The sequence below is a fragment of the Flavobacterium sp. XN-5 genome (assembly GCF_008033395.2).
GTDB classification, from domain to species: Bacteria; Bacteroidota; Bacteroidia; order Flavobacteriales; family Flavobacteriaceae; genus Flavobacterium; species Flavobacterium hiemivividum.
Genome location: NZ_VOGZ02000007.1, coordinates 95,770 through 116,448 on the forward strand (window position 1 = coordinate 95,770; position 20,679 = coordinate 116,448).

The following is a 20,679-nucleotide window of genomic DNA, read 5'->3' on the forward strand; positions in this document are numbered from 1 at the left end:
ATTCCTGATTTTTGGCTAGAAGCTTCGCTTCTTCCCAAATTGGAATATTTGAAAATTAAAATTTTCCTATTCCTGCTTTTTAGCTAGAAGCTTCGCTTCTTCCCAAAAAACATCCATTTCAGCCAAAGTCATGTCCATTAGGGGTTTTCCTAATTCTCCAGCTTTACTTTCTAAATATTGAAAACGCTTGATGAATTTTTTATTGGTTCGTTCCAAAGCATCTTCAGGATTTACATTTAGAAAACGAGCATAATTAATCATCGAAAATAAAACGTCACCAAACTCAGCTTCAATATTATCTTGATTTCCAGCTTCTACTTCTACTTGCAATTCCTGTAATTCCTCCTGTACTTTATCCCAAACTTGGTGCGACTGTTCCCAGTCAAAGCCTACTCCTTTTACTTTATCTTGTATCCTACTTGCTTTCACCAGGGCTGGCAAACTTTTAGGAACACCTTCCAGCACCGACTTTTTTCCTTCTTTGAGTTTTAGTTTTTCCCAATTCTGCTTAACTTCTTCGTCGTCGGCCACAACAGTATCCGAGTAGATATGCGGATGACGATGAATTAATTTATCGCAAATTTCATTGCATACATCAGCTATATCAAAATCATTTGTTTCGCTTCCTATTTTAGCATAAAAAACAATATGCAACAATAAATCTCCAAGTTCCTTTTTTACTTCATTAAGATCATTATCCAGAATAGCATCGCCTAATTCATAGGTTTCTTCGATAGTAAGATGACGTAAGCTTTGCAGAGTTTGTTTTTTATCCCAAGGGCATTTCTCGCGCAGCTCCTCCATAATAGTTAATAATCTATCAAAGGCTTTAAGTTGGTTTTCTCTTGCAATCATAACATTTAGTTCTTAGTCGGCGGCTTTTTTGTCCACAGGCGTGTAAAAATAAGAAATCCTGTCTTCTAAATTATCGAAGACAGGATTTTTTATAAAAAATAAGAATGTATTATTCTTTAACTTTTTTTTCTTTTTTTGGTTTCTCTGCATCTACATCTACTTCAGCAACAACTGGAGTTTCATCAGTAGCAGCTGCAGCTGGAGTTTCATCAACTACCAATCCTTTAGCTTCAAGCATGTTATACCAGTTTATAATTTTTTTAATATCTGATGGATATACTCTTTCTTCATCATAGTCAGCTAAAATCTCTTTAAAATACGCAGCTAATGTAGCATTGTCTTCTTTATGTGAAATTGCTGGTCCATTACTTTCTTTGGCAGCGATTTTCGCCATTATTTCAGTTAATGGTTTTTCTCCTTCATAAGTGTACACTGAAATTTCAGATAATAAACTTACATTGCTTTTTAAATTTACCGTAATTTTCTTTCCATCTGCTAATGATTCTGCAACAAAACCAGTACGAGTTTGTACCTTAAGCACATATAAACCTGGTTTCCCAGAAATGGCTAGTATTTTTTCTAAATTCATATTATTTAAATTATTATTAAGAATTCGATTTGTAAATATTTTTTTTAAAGTCCAAAATCCATGCCCAAATGTCGCATGTTTAAATTTATTACCTTCCTTTTTTGGCAACAAATCTCATTCTATAATCTTGAAATGTCTTACCTTCAGTAATATTCTTTAGTTTCTTTTGAATCAAACGTTTTTTAAGGGATGAAATTTTATCTGTAAACAAAATTCCTTCGATATGATCGTATTCGTGCTGAATAACTCTCGCAATTAAACCGTCAAAAACTTCAGTTTTCATAACAAAATCCTCTTCACAGTATTCGATAGTTATTCTTTCGTTTCTGTACACATCCTCGCGAACATCAGGAATACTCAAGCATCCTTCATTAAAACACCATTCTTCACCTTCTTCTTTCAACATTTTTGCGTTGATAAAAGTTCTTTTGAACCCTTTTAGTTCATTTTGTTCTGATGATTCTAAATCTTCATCTTCACTAAAAGGAGTCGTATCTACAACAAACAAACGAAGAGCCTGCCCAACCTGTGGTGCAGCAAGACCTACTCCACATGCATTATACATTGTATCATACATATTAGCAATCGTTTCTTTCAAGTCAGGATGTTCCTGTGAAAGATTCTCTCCTACTTTTCTTAAAACAGGATGGCCATATCCTACAATTGGTAAAATCATTATTGTTATTTTAAGTATTATCAGTCCTAAATTCAGGATTTTCACTCCTTCAAATACGGTTGGCAAAAATAGTAAAAATTTAGACAATGAATAATTCCTAAAGCACATTTAGCATTTATTTCTATTTTACAGTGAAATCGAAGCCAATTCTGCTATGGATAAATCGTACAATTATTATATTTGTAGGTAACACTCAATATATGATCCCAAAAATCAAGAGATTTGCAGACAGTACTCATTTTACAAATGCTTTAAAGATAACTATTGCAGCAGTTATCCCTGTTTTACTGTTTTCTCAGTTAGGCAATTTTACAATTGGATTTGCCATTGCTCTAGGTACAATACTCGTGTATCCTAGCGACATACCTAGTAATCTCAAACATAAAATTATAGGGATTCTTGTTACCGCTTTTATCGTTTCCAGTGTTAATTTATTAATAAACCTACTCCATCCCTATTCTTGGATATTTTATCCTTTTTTGGCTGTATTATTATTTTTCCTCTCGATGATTTCAGTATATGGACAAAGAGCGACAATGGTTTCTTTTTCGGCTATAATAACGATCCCATTAGCTTTTGCTCACCTGCAAACTGGATGGGACAGAATTGAATATGCTGGACTAATCCTTTTGGGCGGCGTATTTTATCTCTTGGTTTCTATAATTTTCTTCCATATAAAACCACATCGCTATGGTGAGCTACAAATTGTCGAATGCATCAAATTAACTTCTAAATATTTAAAATTAAGAGGGGATTTATGGGAAGTTAATTCAGATCGAAAAGCAATTACAGAAAAACAGCTGCATTTACAAGTTGAGCTCAATGCCATACATGAAAATATAAGACAAATTCTGATCGATAATCGAACAAATTCTGGATCTTCCAATCAAAATCGAAAAATGCTCCTGGTATTTATTTCGCTAGTCGAAATCATGGAACTAGCGATCGCTACTTCATTCGACCACAATAAATTACATCAAAAATTTGACAATCATCCCAGAGTTCTAAAAACCTACCAAAAACTAGCTAACAATCTTGCAAAAAGCCTCAGAGATTTATCTCAAAGTATTGAGGATGGTAAAAAATACGTTTCCACTCATAACCTACTTTCAGATTTGAATGATCTCGAACTAGCCATTGAAAATTATGAAAATGATTTAGGAAAATCTGCTGCTTCTGAAGGTGTTCTAATGTTAGCAAATATGTTGCTGTATGCTGAAAAACAAGTCGAAAAAAGTAAAACCTTAGAACGCGCCTTTACAGGTATTGTCAATTTACAAGACTTAAAAGGAAGAGATAAAGATTTAGAAAAATTTATAACTCCGCAGTACTATCCGATTAGCACGCTAATCGAAAATTTAAGTTTCTCCTCTACTGTTTTCCGTCATTCTCTACGTCTAACAATTACCATTCTCATTGGCTTTCTTATTGGAAACATCCTTCCTTTTCAAAATACCTATTGGATTGTGCTTACTATTATAGTTATTATGAGACAAGGATATGGCTTGACCAAAGAGCGAACTTTTCAAAGGATAATTGGAACTATTGCCGGGGGATTTATAGCTTTTGGAGTCCTTTTTTTAGTTCATGACTCAACCATCATTGGCGCACTAGCGATAATTTCCATGCTTCTTGGTTTTTCATTTACTCCAACTAATTATAAAGTAGGAGCTACTTTCGTAACCGTTTATGTAATTTTTCTTTACGGAATTTTAACTCCAAATATCCAAGATGTAATTGAATATCGCATTTTAGACACTTTAGTCGGTGCTCTTTTTGCTTTTCTAGCCAATTACTTTTTATGGCCATCCTGGGAATTTGTAAAAATCCCGGTTTACTTGGAAAAATCGATTGAGGCAAATAAAAATTATTTGAAACAAATTTCTCTGTTTTACAATACAAAAGAAGAGGTTTCTATTTCCTATCGCTTGGCGCGAAAACATGCTTTTATCGAAGTTGGTAATCTGATGGCTTCGTTCCAAAGAATGCTTCAAGAACCAAAGTCGAAGCAAACTAAATTAACAAAAGTCTACGATCTCACCGTCCTGAATCATTCCCTGTTATCGTCTATAGCTTCTCTGGGAACCTATATTCAATCACATAAAACATCGGCGGCTTCTGAAGCTTTTAATGTGGTGGTTGACAAAGTAATTGAAAATCTCGAAGATGCAATCACAATTTTAAGAGAAGAAACAGTAGCTCCAAAATTAGATACGGTTAACGAAGATTTAAGCAAACGCTTTATTGAATTAAATAAAATTCGTACTAAAGAATTAAAAGAAGAAAATGATAATGATGAAGATACTTTTCAATTAAAAATGCAGGAAGCGCAACTGGTAATCGAACAGTTAATCTGGTTGACAAATCTATCCGAGAATATAGTTAAGACGACTCGGAACTTGATTAAAACAGAAAATGAACTTCGATAAAGTATCGAAGTTCATTTTTTATAAATCTAAGTATTCAGTTTTAAAACTTCAGCGGTATATTTTCTTATTTCGTCTGACAAGGCCGGATTATCATTTAATGATTGACCATAAGATGGAATCATTATTTTTAATTTTTCTTGCCACTTTGTTGAAGCTAGCTCTTCCTTAAAACATCTTCCCACTAAGTCTATCATAATAGAAACTGCGGTAGATGCTCCTGGCGAAGCGCCAAGTAAAACAGATAGTGATCCATCTGCGGTAGTGATTACCTCAGTACCAAACTCAAGTATTCCGCCTTCTTTTTCGTCTTTCTTAATGACCTGAACGCGCTGACCAGCTCTCTCAATTACCCAATCCTTAGCAACTGCAGTTGGTACATATTCTCGTAGCGCTTCAATTCTATCTTCTGGTGATTGACGCACTTGCTGTATCAAATATTTAGTAAGTGGTATGTTTTTTATTCCTGCCGAAATCATTGGCAATATATTGTCTCTTTGTATAGATAAAGGCAAATCTGAATACGATCCATTCTTTAAAAAACGAGTTGAAAAACCGGCAAACGGACCAAACAGCAGCTGTTTCTTACCATTAATCATTCGTGAATCGACATGTGGAACCGACATAGGTGGAGCTCCCACACTAGCTTTACCATATACTTTTGCCTGGTGCTTTGCAATAACTTCAGGATTTGTACATTTCAGCCATTGACCACTAACTGGAAAACCTCCAAAACCTTTACCTTCTGGAACATCAGCTTTTTCTAATAACGGCAGGGATCCACCGCCAGCGCCTATAAATACAAACTTAGTGTAAGATTTCCTTTTTTGGCCAGTAGCCAAATCAGTAATTTTTATTCTCCAAGTTTTATCCTCTCTTTGTTTTAATTTTTGAACCTCGTGATTAAAATGCATTGTAACACCTTCAAGTCCATCTAAATAATTAAATATACTGCGTGTTAGCTCTCCAAAATTCACATCCGTACCCAAAGCCATTGAAGTTGCCGCCACTTTCTCGGATGAATCTCTACCTTCCATCACTAATGGCATCCATTCTTTCAATTGGGAATAATCAGTACTAAAGACCATTTCCTTAAAAAGTTGATTTTTCTGCAATGCATCAAATCTTTTCTTTAAGTATTCTACGTTTTTATCGCCCCAAACAAAACTGAGGTGCGGCACGCTTTTTATAAAATTTTCAGGAGAAGAAATCTTTTTTTGCTCTACTAAATAAGCCCAAAACTGGCGTGAAACCTCAAATGATTCCGCAATACTGATCGCTTTTTTTGGATCAATGGTTCCATCTGCTTTTTCAGGTGTATAATTGAGCTCACAAAAAGCAGAGTGTCCAGTTCCCGCATTATTCCACGCGTCAGAACTCTCGGCAGCTGCTCTATCTAACCTTTCGAATATCTCAATTTTTATATCTGGTTGAAGTTCTTTTAGAATTAATCCAAGAGTGGCACTCATTATCCCAGCACCTATAAGTACTACTTCAGTATTTGAACGAATTGTTGTATCAGGCATAGCAAAAATTTTAAAGTGCAAAGGTACTTTTTATAATTGCAAAAAAAATCATAAATTAAGAGAGAAACGTGAGAAACTGCGAAAACGTTTTAGCCTTACCTAGTCGTTTGAAGCTGACCCCTAAAATCTTTTTCGGTTCAAATAATCTTGTAACATAATCGTAGCCGAAATCTCATCAATTAGTGCTTTATTTTGACGTTGTTTTTTGTTCAAACCACTATCGATCATGGATTGAAAAGCCATTTTTGAAGTAAAACGTTCATCCACCCGAATCACTTTCATATCTGGAAAATGATTGGTAAAATGGGTAACAAAACCCTTAATTATAGAAGCGCTTTCTGAAGGTTGCCCATTCATTTGTTTGGGTTCACCAATAAGCACAGCCTCGACTTTCTCCTTAGAGAAATAATCCTTTAAAAACGCAATGGCAGTCGCACTTGGAATGGTTGTTAGTCCAGAAGCAATGATTTGCATTTCATCAGTCACCGCAATACCGGTGCGTTTTTGTCCGTAATCTATGGAGAGAATTCTTGGCATTTTATAAGGAATCTTTAAATTTTATGAAACCGAAAACAGAAACAAGGTTTGTTTCTGTATCTATGAAATAAGTAATTATATAACCTTTAAAAACATAATCTCTTATATTTTCATCGTCAAAATAAATTGATTTTTTATAATGGAAAGGGGATTGTAAATCTTTTTTTAAGTTTAAAAGTAAATCCTTTTTAAATTTTATAGTAGCAGCTGGTTTATTTCTCGAAATGTAATCAACCTGATTATTTAAGACCAATAAAAAATCATCTTGAAGTCTAATTTTCATATTTAGAAATTGTTTCTTCAAATATAACATCTACTTCTTCAATAGTATAAAATTTTGCCGTTCCATTTTTAATTTTAGAAAAAGAATTTTCTATTTTTTTTTTATTTTTATCAAAATCATCATCTTCCTGAACTATTTCCAATTCATCTGAAGAAAACGAACTCAATAACTCTAAGATTTTATCTTTAATATTTGAATTGAATTTAAGTCTAATAGTTTCCATGACACTTATTTTTAATATACAAAGATAGCTAATTTATAACTTTTATCTTTTTTTTCATTCCGTCTTTTGACCCAAAATAAAAGTCTATCGAAGTTAAATATGTAACATTTTCAAAAGAATATAACTTTTTGTTATTGCATTAAAAACTTATCTTTGCGTAAAAATTATCACACATGAATCCATTACAAACTATTATAGAACAAGCCTGGGAAAACAGAGCTTTGTTACAAGAAGAAACGACTACTAAAGCTATTAGAGAGGTTATTGAATTATTAGATTCAGGTAAACTACGTGTTGCTGAACCAAAAGGAGATGCATGGCAAGTAAACGAATGGGTTAAGAAAGCAGTTGTTATGTACTTTCCTATTCAAAAAATGGAAACATGGGAAGCAGGAATTTTTGAATACCATGATAAAATGGAATTGAAGAAAGACTATGCTGCCAAAGGAGTTCGTGTGGTTCCAGGAGCATCTGCTCGTTATGGTGCATATATTTCAAGCGGTGTAATCATGATGCCAAGTTATGTAAACATCGGTGCTTATGTAGATGAAGGGACTATGGTTGACACCTGGGCAACAGTAGGAAGTTGTGCTCAAATAGGTAAAAACGTACATTTAAGTGGCGGAGTAGGAATTGGTGGTGTCCTTGAACCTTTACAAGCAGCGCCGGTAATTATTGAAGATGGTGCTTTTATTGGTTCTCGTTGTATCGTTGTTGAAGGCGTTCACGTAGGGAAAGAAGCAGTTCTAGGCGCTAACGTGTGCTTAACTGCCTCTACAAAAATCATTGATGTAACTGGTGACGAACCGGTAGAGATGAAAGGATATGTTCCTGCACGCTCGGTAGTTATTCCAGGAAGTTATACTAAAAAGTTTGCTGCAGGGGAATTTCAAGTTCCTTGTGCTTTAATCATTGGTACTCGCAAACCATCCACTGATTTAAAAACATCTTTGAACAATGCCTTACGTGAATATGATGTAGCGGTTTAAATTTATTTTGTTATAAAATATTATATTGTATATTCCTCCCTCAAAAAGGGAGGTTTTTTTATCTTATGAAAATACTAGTTATACAGCAAAAAATGATCGGGGATGTATTGGTAAGCAGTATTATCTGCAACAATCTTAGACTCGCCTACCCTGATGCTCAAATCGATTATTTGGTTTACAAATCTACAACAGCCGTTTTAGAAGGAAATCCAAATATTGATACGATTATTCGCTTTGAAGAAAAGCATCGAAAAAGCAAAAAAGAATTACTAAAATTGGCCCTCCAAATCAGAGCCAATAAATACGATCTATTAATTGACGCCTATTCAAAATTGGAAAGTTGGTTAATCGTATTATTGAGCGGTGCCAAAAGAAAAATATCATACAAGAAAAAAGGACGCACTTTCCTATACACTGACAATGTACCGTTTGAGGAATTCCCAAAAACTAATTTAGGTTTAGCTATCGAAAGAAGGTTGTCACTTCTTGAACCACTTCAATTGTCGGCGAAGATAGACCCGCTACCTAAATTGTTTGTGACTCCCGAAGAAAATCGAAATGCTATTGCCCTTTTTAAAAAACATCAACTTAAAAAAGATCGAAAAACAGTCATGATTAGTCTTTTGGGTAGCGAAAACCTAAAGACTTACCCACTAAGTTACATGACTGAAATTGTTGATACAATTGCAGATAGCAACGATGTGAATATTCTTTTTAATTATTTCCCAAAGCAAATTAACGATGCAAAAACTGTTTTTAATAGTTGCAAACCATCAACTCAAGAAAAAATATTCTTTGATTTATTAGGTGGTGATTTGAGAGCCTTTATTGGAGTACTAAATCAATGTGATTTAATTGTAGGCAATGATGGTGGCGCCATAAATATGGCAAAAGCACTGGAAAAGCCTTCTTTCATTATCTTTTCTCCTTGGATTGAAAAGAAAATTTGGGCTACATTAGAAGATGGGATTCAGCACATGTCAGTTCATTTAAATGATTACAAACCAGAATTACTCGCTCAAAAAACCGAAAAGGAACTTAAACAGTATACTCTTAGTTTATATAAAGAATTTGAACCACAACTATTTAAAGATAAACTCAAATCCTTCCTATTAAAGAATCTTTCAGATGACAATTAATAGTAGTGGATTATCATCCAATAAAATAGTATTGAGCGCACTAATTATCACTCATAATGAAGAGCACAATATAAAAAACGTTTTAAACGACTTGGATTTTGCCGACGAGATAATTATCGTCGATTCTTTTAGTACAGATAAAACTGTAGTATTAGCATCAGCTCATAAGAATGTAAAAGTAGTACAACATGCTTTTGAAAGTTATCCTGCACAAAGAAATTATGCCATTAGTTTAGCTAGTCATTCCTGGATTCTCTTCCTCGATGCCGATGAAAGACTAACCGCCGAACTGAAAGAAGAAATTAGCAATATCATCCACAGTAAAGACTCCTTATCAGCCTATTATTTCTACCGTATTTTCATGTTCAAAAACACTAAACTACACTTTAGCGGATGGCAGACAGATAAAATAATACGGCTTTTCAAGAAAGAGAATGCTCAGTATGACCTAGCAAAAGTTGTTCATGAGAAATTAAATATTACCGGCAAAACGGGGGAACTAAAAAACAAGCTGTTGCATTATTCCTATCGCAATTACCACGAGTACAAGCAAAAAATGAGCATTTACGGGAAGTTAAAAGCAATCGAAGAATTAAGCAAAGGAACAAAACCTACTTTTTTCCATTTTTTCCTCAGACCGATATATCAATTTTTATATCAATACATCGTTAGATTAGGAATTTTAGACGGCAAAAACGGAATTATTATATGCTATTTAAACGCCTATAGTGTTTATGTTCGTTTTCAGGAATTAAAAGCCATTCGAATAAAAAACTAGAATTTCCAAAATTTTAATTTCTTTTTCAGCCTGCGTTTTCTTGCAAATTCATCTTGAAACTGAACGGTAAACTGCCACATTTTTTCAAAGACTACGCTTTCACTTTCTGGATAATATTTAGCATACTCATTGCTCATGACAGCTATCATTTCTTTTTTTGGCGTAAGCCTACTGAAGTTTTTCATTCTACCAGCAAAATCCATGGCATCATGAAAATTCATACGATTTAAATCAACTAGATAAAAACTATAGCTGCCATCTTCCTGCTTCTTAATTAACGTATTTCCTGGAGAATGGTCTAGAAACTCAATTCCTTTTTCGTGTAAATCGAATGTGAATTTTGTAAATTGCCTTAAAATATTTTCATGATCTGGATAACCTGGAACTTCTACCAATTCTCTAAAAGTAAGATTGGCATCTAAATGTTCGCTAACATAATAACTATCTCGCAATCCTAATTTATTGAAATTTTCAAAATATGCCAACGGCTGCGGAGTTCCTATCCCTCTTTCTAATAAAAGAGTAGCGTATTCAAAAGACCGTTTTGCTTTAGATTTTCTAAAATACTTATAAGCGATCTTATTAACGATATTCGGAATCTTGAATGATTTTATATTTACTGTTTGCCCATTTAAGTCAAACAATTTAATTACGTTTCTATCTCCATTTCCAAAAACAGTTCCTAAATCAGAATTGAATTCTTTAATAAAGCGAAGGATTTCTTTAGAGTTTTTAACTGATTTAGAAAACATTAGTTTTATTGTCATTACTATATTATTAACGAAATTATATTAATTCTTGTCTATATTCACTTTATCTCAAAACAGTACTTAAATTAGGAACGAAACAACATTTAAACAGAAAATAGTTTTTCGTAATGTCTTACTGTTTCTTCTGCTATAATAGATGCTGTAAATCTCTTTTGGATGATATCTCTACTTCTTGTAACAAATTCCTTTTCTAAATTTTCACTCTCCAAAAGCATTTTGATTTTAGTTGCAAGGTCACTAAAATCTTTAACTCTTGAAGAATATCCATTAACTCCATTTTCAATCACATCTGGAACAACCCCTACATATGTGGAAACAACTGGAACTCCTATTAACATCGCTTCCAATACTGAAGTTGGGCCTCCTTCTCTTTGTGACGTCATTAAAAATACATCAAATTGAGAGTTTAAACTAAAAGCATTTACAATCTTAGCTGTGAAAATAATATAATTTTCGAGTTTTCTCTCCTTAACTATACTCTCAAACTTAGCAGTTAACTTAGTAAATTCTCCTATTTGAAAAAAAACGACATCTTTCTTATTCAAGGAATTTACCAAATAATCAACTACGTCAATAAATGTAATTAAATCTTTTGCATCTGTATGATTGGCAATATTCCCAATAAGCTTCTTATCTGTCGCTATTGAATACCGCTCTCTTAAATTTACTTCCGATTTAACATTTAAAATATCCGTTGAAACACAATCATGAATAACAACAGCCTTTTGTTTATTTAGTTTAGAAAGCACATTACTAAAATTATCTTTTACCGTTTTGGAAACACATAAAATCGAATTTATTCCAGAATAATTATATTTATACTTGCTTAAAAAACTACTGCTAGCACTCATTGCCTTCTTAGAAAAAACACATTTTATTTTAAAATTATACCATAAATCTGATAAAACATAAAAAGTCAAGGAATTACTAGTATGTAGATGTATAATGTTGGGTTTAAATTCATTTACAATGGATCGCAAATAGCTGAAGTTTTTATAATTTTTTAATTTACTACCCTTAGTAGGAATAAAAGTGATATTTTTTAATAAACATTCCTTTTCTAATACTGAATTTCTTACTCCAAAAACAACATTTTCACAACCTAGTTTCTCAAGTTCAGGAATACAGTAAATCATTTGTTGCTCATTTCCTCCCCAACCTTTGGCACCAGAAATATGTAAAATTTTCATAATAATTATTCGTTTCTTTGCAAATATAAACTTGTCACTCTTATTTTAATTATAAAAGATGGAAAATCTTAACGAAGAAATACACAAAGCATACGAAATCATAAAAGAAGGCGGAATCATCCTGTACCCTACTGACACCGTTTGGGGAATTGGCTGTGACGCCACAAATCCAGAAGCTGTTGCTAAAATCTTCAAACTTAAAAAGAGAGTAGAAACACAAAGCATGATTGTTTTGATGAATGGGGAAAGAATGATGTACAATGTCTTTAAGGATATTCCTGAAGTGGCTTGGCAAATCATGGATTTATCTGAAAATCCTACCACTATAATTCTTGATAACCCAAGAAATGTGGCTGCTAATTTAATCGCTCAAGACAAAACCTTAGGAATCCGAATCGTAAAAGAACCATTCTGTTTCAAATTAATGGAAAAAATGAAAAAACCATTGGTTTCTACCTCGGCTAATATTTCAGGGCAACCAACTCCAAAAAGTTTCAAAGAAATTAGTCCCGAGATTATAAAAGGTGTGGACTATGTTGTAAATTTGCAGCGCGATAAAATTGCCGGAAAACCGTCAACAATTATAAAATTGACGAGTGATTCTCAGGTGAAAGTGATTCGTAAATAGTTTTTAATTACCGTAGATTCACAGATTTTTTTTTCAAAAAAAGTATTAACAAAAATTTTAAAATTTATGTCTGAATATTTATTTGAACAAGAAACATATCAAATAATCGGAATATTATTTGAAGTGCATAAAAATCTAGGAAAAGGTTTCTCTGAAATAGTATATAAAGATGCTTTGGAATTTGAGTTTAATAATGCTCAAATTCCATTTGAAAGAGAAAAAGAATATGCAGTAAATTACAAAGACACTATTTTGAAACATAAATTTTATGCCGATTTTATAGTTTTTGATTCTATAATTCTTGAAATCAAATATTGCGAGTCTTTTAGTAATAGTCATATTTCACAATGCCTTAATTATCTAAAAGTATCAGGAAATGAACTAGCCATTTTAGTTAATTTCAATAAATCATAGTTAGAACACAAGCGTATAGTACTATCTAAAAACTAACTAAAATCATTTTTAAAAATTAGCGAATCAGCGGCAAAAAACAAATTCGTGGCAAACAAAAATTATGAATTACAAAGAAGCATTACATAATAAAATTTTTCAAGTCATCTCTCAAGCTTCCCAAGAACTAAACGTCGATAGTTACGTGATTGGTGGTTTTGTAAGAGACTTAATCTTAAATAGAGACTTTAAGAAAGACATTGATATTGTTGCCGTTGGTAGCGGAATTGAACTGGCTTTAAAAGTTTCAAAATTACTTCCAGCAAAACCAAAAGTACAAGTTTTTAAAACCTACGGCACTGCGATGCTGCGATTTGAAGACACTGACGTTGAGTTTGTTGGTGCAAGAAAAGAATCCTATCATTTTGAAAGTCGGAATCCCGTAGTAGAAAACGGAACACTTGAAGACGATCAAAACCGTCGTGATTTCACCATAAATTCACTGGCATTATCCTTGAATGCAGCTAATTTTGGAGCGTTGTTAGATCCTTTTGGAGGAATGGAGGATTTAGAAAATAAAATTCTAAGAACACCTCTAGATCCAGACATCACTTATTCTGATGATCCTTTACGCATGTTGCGAGCCATTCGCTTTGCCAATCAATTGGACTTTCTAATTGAGGAAAAATCATTCGAGTCCATTACTAAAAATGCAGAGCGCATCAAAATTATTTCTGGCGAGCGTATTGTAGACGAACTGAATAAAATTTTATCTACAAACAAACCATCGGAAGGCTTTTTATTGCTCTACAAAACAGGCCTTTTAGATATTATTCTACCCGAATTAACTGCTTTAAATCAAGTCGAAGAAATCGAAGGTCAGACTCATAAGAACAACTTTTATCATACCCTAGAGGTCGTTGACAACATATGCCCAAACACGGATGATGTGTGGTTGCGTTGGGCTGCTTTATTGCACGATATTGGTAAAGCACCAACAAAACGTTTCAACAAAAAACAAGGTTGGACTTTTCACGGACATGAGTTCCTTGGCGGAAAAATGGTCAAAAAAATATTTGAACGTTTGCACATGCCTTTGAACCAAAAAATGAAATTTGTTCAGAAAATGGTAATGATGAGCTCCCGTCCTATTGTCTTATCTCAAGATACAGTAACTGATTCAGCAGTACGTCGCTTGGTTTTTGATGCTGGAGATGATGTCGAGAATTTAATGACATTGTGTGAAGCAGATATTACCACCAAAAACCCAAATAAGTTCAAGAAATACCACAGCAATTTTGAAATTGTCCGAAAGAAAATTGTGGAAGTAGAAGAGCGCGATCACGTTCGACAATTTCAACCACCAATAACTGGAGAAGAGATTATGGCCATTTTCGACCTGAAACCTTCAAAAGAAATAGGAATGCTAAAAGAGGCAATTAAAGAAGCAATTTTAGAAGGGGAAATTCCTAACGATTATGATGCGGCTTATGGTTTTATGATGAAAAGAGCTCAGAAAATAGGACTCATAAAAGTTTAACAATTGTTGAGTTAACAATTGCTGTTATATAAAATATCTTTACCAAAATTAGTTTCAAAATGAAAAAAGAGAATAGATCTATAATTATTTGGCTATTATCCGGTTGCGTATTATTGTTTATAATGGTTACTGTAGGAGGCATTACACGATTAACCAACTCCGGTTTATCAATGACCGACTGGCATTTAGTAACAGACACATTTCCTCCATTAACAGAAGAAAAATGGCAAGCAGCTTTTGATCAGTATAAAAAATTTCCCGAATACCAAAAAATCAATATTCATAATGATTTTCAACTGTCAGATTATAAGTTTATCTACTTCTGGGAATGGTTTCACCGCTTTATAGGTCGCATCATCGGATTAGTTTTTATAATTCCGTTCGTTTATTTCTTAATTAAAAAGAAACTCTCTAGAACAACCATAAACAAATGCATCGTTCTTTTGGGAATGGGTGCCTTTCAAGGATTTCTTGGTTGGTTTATGGTAAAAAGCGGTTTAATTGATGATCCAGATGTAAGTCACTTTAGACTGGCACTGCACCTCACTTTTGCCTTTATTACCTTCGCCTATACTTTTTGGGTAGCCTTAGATTTGATCTATCCAAATCGAAAAAACAGCCTGCAACCTTTAACAACAATTGCAAGATATTCTTTGGTATTTTTATTAATCCAAATTATATATGGAGGATTTGTTGCCGGTTTAAATGCAGGGTTAATTCACAATCATTGGCCACTTATGAGTGACGGTCAATTCATGCATGATAGTGTTTTTCTAGAACAAAAAAATCTATTATTAAGCTTTACAGAAGGAAAAAGCGGCGTGCAATTTATCCACCGTACTTTAGCCTATGTTGTAGTAGGCTTTATGATTTATCTCTATTTTAAGAGTAGAAAATTCATTTTAGATCGCGGACAATCCATCGGTATAAACTTAATTATAATTCTTGTTTTTATACAATTTGCTTTGGGAGTTTTTACCTTGATATATGGTGTACCATTATGGCTAGGATTGACGCATCAAATCAATGCTTTTTTCCTTTTATCGGCAATGACATATACTTTACATCGATTGTCTAAATAACAACTTATTACTATATTTACCTTTGACTATATTGTCACATTTCTTTTTGTTCCTATAAAAAATGTCTAAACTTGCCGCGCAAGACACCTTCTTTGATCTGTCAGATTACGGAAGACCTTTTGGAAAAATGCTCGCAAATCAGTTAAAAAATACGCGATTTACACCAATACATGTCACCTTACTTTTTGGTATTTCAGGACTAATTGCGATCTACTGTATTTTAGAAAACTACTATTATTTAGCAGGTTTTTTCATCATTTTAAAATCAGGTATCGACGCCGCCGATGGTGAGCTCGCGCGAATAAAAAACACTCCTTCTTATACCGGAAGATACCTAGACAGCGTCTTTGACATCATCTTAAACTTCCTTTTTTTAAGTGCTATTTGTTACGTCTCAAATACCTCTTTTATTCTCACTTTAGCAGCCTTTTTCTGTATACAATTACAGGGGACTTTATACAATTATTACTATGTTATTTTGAGAAACAAATCCATTGGCGGAGATAAAACGAGTAAGATTTTCGAAGACAAATCACCCGTTGCATTAGCAGGTGAAAGTCAAAAATCAGTTGATATTTTGTTTAAAATATATACTGTCGTTTATGGCGGTTTTGACAAGATCATTCACACCTTAGACAGCGACGCCTATAAAGTTAAAACCTTCCCAAACTGGTTTATGACTTTCGTTTCCTTATATGGATTAGGCTTTCAATTACTACTAATTTCCCTGATGTTAGCCTTGGGTTATATCAAATATATAGCTCCTTTTTTTATTGGGTTTTCTTTTCTTATATTTGTTTTAATCGGGATAAGAAAATCATTTTTCAAAGCTCAAAACACACTATAGACAAAAACTATATGATGTCAAAAAAATTACTGTAAACCAGTAATTTACCTGAATTTACTTATTAATTCACTTTAATCAATAATCTCTTGTACTAATTCCGACATACTCAAGCAATTATACAACTATTTCCACGAATTCCATAACAATTTCCACCTTCTATTTCCTCATCTTTGTAATAGTAAATTTATTAACTATTAAACTATAGTATTATGCCAAATTCAGAAGAGATTAAAGGAAACTGGAATGAGATGAAAGGGAAATTAAAACAAAAATTTGCCGACCTTACCGATGACGACTTGTTATTCGAAGAAGGGAAAGAAGATGAAATGTGGGGAAAACTACAACAAAAATTAGGAAAAACTAAAAAAGAAATTAAATCATTATTTGACTAATTTTAAGTTTTAAATCCCTGGAAAACTGTTTTAAAAAAAAGCGTTCTATTTTATTCAAACAAAATAGAATCTAGCATTTTTAAAACAGTTTTTTTTATGCTGTTTTACTACCCAATCCACACTTTAAAATCAGCTACTTTTTCTCTACTCACAATGACCTCATCATCGCAATAAGAAGGCAAAATAACTTTCAATCGAGAGTTGCTGTAAAGTATAATTTCTTTTATCGCTTTGATCGGAATTATAAATTTTCGACTAATTCTATAAAAATATTTTGGGTCTAATTCTTGTTCTAGAAATTCTAAAGTTGATTCGATAAGGTAATTTCTATTGTCGAATGTATGAATATAAGTTCCTTTATTTTCACTAAAAAAACATTCGATTTCATCTAACGAAATTACTTTTAAATGTTGCCCAATTTTTACTGTGAACCTTTTTTTGTATTCTTTGTCAAAAGGATTACTTAGCATTTTTTTTATCTGTTCAAAATCTAATTGTAACTTTTCATTTTTTGGAAGTCGGTCTTTAAATTTAGAAATCGCCAGTTCTAAATCATCTTCATCGATTGGTTTTAAAAGATAGTCCACACTATTCAATTTGAACGCTCGCAAAGCAAATTCATCATAGGCCGTTGTGAAGATTACAGCGCTCTTAATTTCTACTTTTTCGAAAATTTCAAACGACAATCCATCCGACAATTGTATGTCTAAAAAAATCAAATCTGGATGTTCATTTTTCGAAAACCAGGCGACAGCTTCTTCGACAGAATGAAGCATCACTCCTACTTCGATATTTAGTTTTTCGAGCTTTCTTTGCAATAACCTTGCGGCTGGTTTTTCGTCTTCAATTATGATTGTTTTCAATATAAAATAATTAGCGGTTTGAAAATTGTTCACTGGCTTTTTTAAATAATTACTCCCATTTATTCTCCTTGTCCTTATCCATGAATTCCTGAATTTTCTTTTGTTCCCAGTTGGTCCCGAAAAAAATATTTTTTCCAAAAACAGACAATCCATGCGCAACTAATCCAATTCCCCAAAAGAATACCGTATTCCAGGTTTGCCATTCCCAAAAAACCGCATCCCCAACCCTGCTACTATTAGAAATGGAAAGCAATATAAAGGTATTTACTAGTACATAAACCAATGCATGAATATAGAATCCTTTAATTCTCTTTACCCTTTTGTATGCTAAGTTATATCGCTCATCAGAACTGTTATCCTCAGGTTGATAGCTACCGTCCATTCTTTTTCTAAATCGTCCCATCTTGTTTAGATTTAATTATATCCAATTATCTTTTCTTTGATTCTCCTTTTCTTTTTCCATAAACTCTTTAATCTTTTGCTCCTCCCAATCTTTTCTAAGAAAAGGCATATAATTAAATACTATCATTCCGTGAATAACCACTCCAATTCCCCAACCCATTAAGGGCCAGAAAAACCACAAATGATTAGGAGACGTCACTAAATTAAGTGCGAGAAGCCCAATATTTACAATAATATATGCAATTAAATTCCCGTAAAACCCTTTGATTTCCTCTACTCTCTTTTTAGCTTTAAAGTAGCGTTCCTCGTTTTGATATTTATCTTTCATGATTATTTCCAGGTTTGTTTATTATCTTCATTTCTCAAAATCTCTTGTATTTTTCTCTCTTCCCAATCTGAACTGTATCCAAATACTTTCAATGCATGCATCGTCAATCCAAATCCCCATCCACCAGCAGAAAACCAAAACCATTGAAAATGTGGAGAATATCGTAGATTAATAAAAATCAAAATCGGAATTACGATGCAATACGATATCAAATTGCCATAAAATGATTTTAACTCCTGTACTCTCTTTTTTGCTCGGTAATAAGCGTTGTTTTCGTTATATTTTGCAGTTGCTTCCATAACTGATATTTGTTTCGTTAAAATAGGTATTTTGACTGTAAAAGTCTTCTCGTCTTGCGCTATCGTTACTTTTCGGTTGGTTACAATTGCATAACGGCTGATGATATTTTGTAATCCCACTCCGCGACGATCTTGCAAAACTTCTTTCTTTTGATAATCATTTTCAACAACCAAATAGCCATTTTCAACAAAAATCCGAATATGCAATGGCCTTTTTTCGCTTACTACATTGTGCTTCACCGTATTTTCGAGTAACAACTGTAAGGAAAGCGGAACTACTTTTGCTTCTGGGTCAATGATTGATGTGGGTAACTCATAAAACAAACTGTTCTCAAAACGCATTTTAAGTAAGTTCATATAAGTTTTGGCGAAAGCCAACTCCTCCTCTACTGGAACCAATTCTTTATCTTTTTGTTCCAAAACATACCGATAGACCTTAGACAATGAAGTAGTAAAACGTTGTGCATTATCTGGATTTTCTTCGATCAATGAGCTCAAAACATTCAAACTATTGAATAAAAAATGGGGATCTATCTGATTTTTTAAACTCTCAAATTTTGCCGAGGCAGTTCCGGCAATTATTTTTTGTTCTTTTACTCTGTTCTCATTGTAAGCTTTATAGAAATACAGAGAATGAATTCCTAACAACACAACAAATGATACAATTGAGGGCACGATATAGTTTGAAGGCTTCTCGTCTTTAAAAAACGCACTAAATGTGTTGTTCTCAACTACTACATCTTCAAAAATTCTCAATAAGAATATTACAAATAAAGTAAGCGCAAACGAACTTGAAAACCCCGTAATCACTCTTTTCAAACTATACTTCTCGCTTGCAAAAAACGAATCTAAAAAAATATAAAGAAATGCATTCGCGTAATACAGTACCATCCCATAAAGCATGGTGTATAAAAAATTAATCTTTAAATGATTATCAAAAGTTATAACACCGCCGTTTAGAACAGGAATTATTGTTAAAACAATAAATATCAGTATCGAAATAAATAAAGCCCTTGGCAATTCTCTTAAAAATGTATTCATCTAAGTATTTTATTAAACATTGAAAATTTCAATATTAGAATTGTTCTTATTTACAATTTTTCTGAGCTTCTAGCGCTCTGTCTAATCCCCATTTTGGAGAGAAAGGAGTTTCAGGTTTAAAAATAGCAAAAAGTTCGATGGCTTTATCAATTTGAGTGCACATTGGCTTAATATCTTTACCCCAAAACCTAGCGCTCCCTATTTCAAATTCAGCTTTAGAGAAGATTACTCTGGGATTATTAGGAGCAATAGCTTCGGCTTTTGCATATAGTTCCATGGTTGATCCAGATAACTTTTGTCCGTTTGTCATCGGGTCATAAACAATCCAAGCCGTATTAATCATGGCTTGCATTACATAAAGCTCTGCATTATTTTGATCTTTTGCCATTTCAGTATCTAATGCATTTTGTGCTTTTAAAAGTAGTACATTTATTTTCTCCTTGTCTTTGGTTCCAAAAGCTGAAGTCGTATTGACCAATGCCACATAATAATTAGGCAACCAAGTCGTCGTTTCGACTGCGGAAATTCTTTCGAATAAATCAGAAGCCTCTGTGTTTTTTCCTTCTTTCCAAAGTCCGAATGCTTTTCCCATTCCTTGTTCATATTGATTTCCTGTTTTTTGAGGAGCTGCTTCTTGGTCTTGAGCCGAAATAAAGCAAACAACAAATAATGCAAATGCGGTGATTAATTTAGTCATGATTTCTAGTTTTTTAGGTTAGTGATTTAATTGATGATTGAAACTCTAATAATTTATACTTCAAAAGTATCGTGGATTTTATCCCTTTAAAAATTATAATTACTGAACTGTTGATTTTTAAGGATGAATCGGTGAATTAATCGAAAGTCAAAAAGTCAAAGGTCGAAAGTCAGCATTGTTTGAGGACAC

General features: G+C 33.1%; 24 protein-coding genes. 10 read left to right on the forward strand and 14 right to left on the reverse strand.

Going from position 1 to position 20,679, the window contains the following annotated elements:
• Positions 1-66: 66 nt before the first annotated feature.
• From mazG to def, 3 genes are all read right to left on the reverse strand, one after another.
• Entirely contained in the window at positions 67-855 is a 789-nt protein-coding gene (gene mazG / locus FQU23_RS12480; RefSeq protein ID WP_147674116.1) for a nucleoside triphosphate pyrophosphohydrolase, read from the reverse strand.
• A gap of 109 nt (positions 856-964) precedes the next feature.
• Positions 965-1,444, reverse strand: coding sequence for a DUF5606 domain-containing protein (locus tag FQU23_RS12485; RefSeq protein WP_245181117.1), 480 nt, complete (start codon positions 1,442-1,444; stop codon positions 965-967).
• A gap of 88 nt (positions 1,445-1,532) precedes the next feature.
• Positions 1,533-2,120 (reverse strand): peptide deformylase, encoded by a 588-nt coding sequence (gene def / locus FQU23_RS12490; RefSeq protein WP_132112298.1) that lies wholly within the window; start codon positions 2,118-2,120, stop codon positions 1,533-1,535.
• Positions 2,121-2,320: 200 nt separating this feature from the next.
• Here def and FQU23_RS12495 point away from each other — a divergent pair, with 200 nt between their 5' ends.
• Complete coding sequence (locus FQU23_RS12495; RefSeq protein ID WP_147674117.1) at positions 2,321-4,549, forward strand: FUSC family protein; 2,229 nt, start codon at positions 2,321-2,323, stop codon at positions 4,547-4,549.
• Between the two features lie 26 nt (positions 4,550-4,575).
• Here FQU23_RS12495 and FQU23_RS12500 read toward each other — a convergent pair whose 3' ends face one another.
• The 4 genes from FQU23_RS12500 to FQU23_RS12515 all read right to left on the reverse strand — a co-directional run bounded on the left by FQU23_RS12500 (position 4,576) and on the right by FQU23_RS12515 (position 7,115).
• Positions 4,576-6,072: a malate:quinone oxidoreductase gene (locus FQU23_RS12500; RefSeq protein ID WP_147674118.1), complete on the reverse strand. Its 1,497-nt coding sequence runs from the start codon at positions 6,070-6,072 to the stop codon at positions 4,576-4,578.
• 120 nt (positions 6,073-6,192) lie between these two features.
• Positions 6,193-6,609 (reverse strand): Holliday junction resolvase RuvX, encoded by a 417-nt coding sequence (gene ruvX, locus FQU23_RS12505; RefSeq protein ID WP_147674119.1) that lies wholly within the window; start codon positions 6,607-6,609, stop codon positions 6,193-6,195.
• Position 6,610: 1 nt separating this feature from the next.
• Positions 6,611-6,892, reverse strand: a complete 282-nt coding sequence (locus FQU23_RS12510) for a type II toxin-antitoxin system RelE/ParE family toxin (protein ID WP_147674120.1) — start codon at positions 6,890-6,892, stop codon at positions 6,611-6,613.
• Entirely contained in the window at positions 6,882-7,115 is a 234-nt protein-coding gene (locus FQU23_RS12515; RefSeq protein ID WP_147674121.1) for a hypothetical protein, read from the reverse strand. The genes FQU23_RS12510 and FQU23_RS12515 overlap by 11 nt, the downstream gene beginning before the upstream one ends.
• Before the next feature lie 173 nt (positions 7,116-7,288).
• Here FQU23_RS12515 and FQU23_RS12520 point away from each other — a divergent pair, with 173 nt between their 5' ends.
• The 3 genes from FQU23_RS12520 to FQU23_RS12530 all read left to right on the forward strand — a co-directional run bounded on the left by FQU23_RS12520 (position 7,289) and on the right by FQU23_RS12530 (position 10,021).
• Entirely contained in the window at positions 7,289-8,104 is an 816-nt protein-coding gene (locus FQU23_RS12520) for a 2,3,4,5-tetrahydropyridine-2,6-dicarboxylate N-succinyltransferase (protein ID WP_147674122.1), read from the forward strand.
• Positions 8,105-8,169: 65 nt separating this feature from the next.
• Positions 8,170-9,243: a glycosyltransferase family 9 protein gene (locus FQU23_RS12525; RefSeq protein WP_147674123.1), complete on the forward strand. Its 1,074-nt coding sequence runs from the start codon at positions 8,170-8,172 to the stop codon at positions 9,241-9,243.
• Positions 9,233-10,021 carry a glycosyltransferase family 2 protein gene (locus tag FQU23_RS12530; RefSeq protein ID WP_147674124.1) on the forward strand — a complete coding sequence of 263 codons (789 nt, stop codon included), beginning with the start codon at positions 9,233-9,235 and terminating at the stop codon, positions 10,019-10,021. Before FQU23_RS12525 ends, FQU23_RS12530 begins: the two co-directional genes overlap by 11 nt.
• On the opposite strand, the gene FQU23_RS12535 is transcribed toward FQU23_RS12530, so the two are convergent.
• Positions 10,018-10,788, reverse strand: a complete 771-nt coding sequence (locus FQU23_RS12535; RefSeq protein ID WP_245181118.1) for a lipopolysaccharide kinase InaA family protein — start codon at positions 10,786-10,788, stop codon at positions 10,018-10,020. The two genes, FQU23_RS12530 and FQU23_RS12535, sit on opposite strands and share 4 nt — an antisense overlap.
• An 86-nt stretch (positions 10,789-10,874) precedes the next feature.
• Positions 10,875-11,981, reverse strand: a complete 1,107-nt coding sequence (locus FQU23_RS12540; RefSeq protein WP_147674125.1) for a glycosyltransferase family 4 protein — start codon at positions 11,979-11,981, stop codon at positions 10,875-10,877.
• Positions 11,982-12,039: 58 nt separating this feature from the next.
• Between FQU23_RS12540 and FQU23_RS12545 the strand changes: the two genes are divergently transcribed.
• The 6 genes from FQU23_RS12545 (at position 12,040) to FQU23_RS12570 (ending at position 16,860) form a co-directional block, all read left to right on the forward strand.
• A complete protein-coding gene (locus FQU23_RS12545; protein ID WP_147674126.1) occupies positions 12,040-12,609 on the forward strand; it encodes an L-threonylcarbamoyladenylate synthase in 570 nt (189 codons plus the stop codon).
• Between the two features lie 66 nt (positions 12,610-12,675).
• The gene (locus FQU23_RS12550; protein ID WP_147674127.1) at positions 12,676-13,023 is read left to right on the forward strand and encodes a GxxExxY protein; all 348 of its coding nucleotides are present in this window, start codon (positions 12,676-12,678) and stop codon (positions 13,021-13,023) included.
• A gap of 100 nt (positions 13,024-13,123) precedes the next feature.
• Entirely contained in the window at positions 13,124-14,539 is a 1,416-nt protein-coding gene (locus FQU23_RS12555; protein ID WP_147674128.1) for a CCA tRNA nucleotidyltransferase, read from the forward strand.
• Positions 14,540-14,598: 59 nt separating this feature from the next.
• Positions 14,599-15,621 carry a COX15/CtaA family protein gene (locus tag FQU23_RS12560; protein WP_147674129.1) on the forward strand — a complete coding sequence of 341 codons (1,023 nt, stop codon included), beginning with the start codon at positions 14,599-14,601 and terminating at the stop codon, positions 15,619-15,621.
• A 61-nt stretch (positions 15,622-15,682) separates the two neighbouring features.
• Complete coding sequence (locus tag FQU23_RS12565) at positions 15,683-16,468, forward strand: CDP-alcohol phosphatidyltransferase family protein (RefSeq protein ID WP_147674130.1); 786 nt, start codon at positions 15,683-15,685, stop codon at positions 16,466-16,468.
• A gap of 209 nt (positions 16,469-16,677) precedes the next feature.
• The gene (locus tag FQU23_RS12570; RefSeq protein ID WP_132112272.1) at positions 16,678-16,860 is read left to right on the forward strand and encodes a CsbD family protein; all 183 of its coding nucleotides are present in this window, start codon (positions 16,678-16,680) and stop codon (positions 16,858-16,860) included.
• Positions 16,861-16,967: 107 nt separating this feature from the next.
• Here the strand turns inward: FQU23_RS12570 and FQU23_RS12575 are convergent, their stop codons facing one another.
• Genes FQU23_RS12575 through FQU23_RS12595 form a run of 5 tightly spaced genes read right to left on the reverse strand, consistent with a single transcriptional unit; the run spans position 16,968 to position 20,490 of the window.
• Entirely contained in the window at positions 16,968-17,723 is a 756-nt protein-coding gene (locus FQU23_RS12575; protein ID WP_147674131.1) for a LytR/AlgR family response regulator transcription factor, read from the reverse strand.
• 49 nt (positions 17,724-17,772) lie between these two features.
• Positions 17,773-18,126 carry a 2TM domain-containing protein gene (locus tag FQU23_RS12580; RefSeq protein WP_147674132.1) on the reverse strand — a complete coding sequence of 118 codons (354 nt, stop codon included), beginning with the start codon at positions 18,124-18,126 and terminating at the stop codon, positions 17,773-17,775.
• Between the two features lie 15 nt (positions 18,127-18,141).
• On the reverse strand, positions 18,142-18,453 hold the full coding sequence (locus FQU23_RS12585) for a 2TM domain-containing protein (protein WP_147674133.1): 312 nt from the start codon (positions 18,451-18,453) through the stop codon (positions 18,142-18,144).
• Between the two features lie 2 nt (positions 18,454-18,455).
• Positions 18,456-19,793 (reverse strand): histidine kinase, encoded by a 1,338-nt coding sequence (locus FQU23_RS12590; protein WP_165425768.1) that lies wholly within the window; start codon positions 19,791-19,793, stop codon positions 18,456-18,458.
• Positions 19,794-19,839: 46 nt separating this feature from the next.
• Positions 19,840-20,490 carry a hypothetical protein gene (locus tag FQU23_RS12595; protein WP_147674134.1) on the reverse strand — a complete coding sequence of 217 codons (651 nt, stop codon included), beginning with the start codon at positions 20,488-20,490 and terminating at the stop codon, positions 19,840-19,842.
• Between the last annotated feature and the right edge of the window lie 189 nt (positions 20,491-20,679).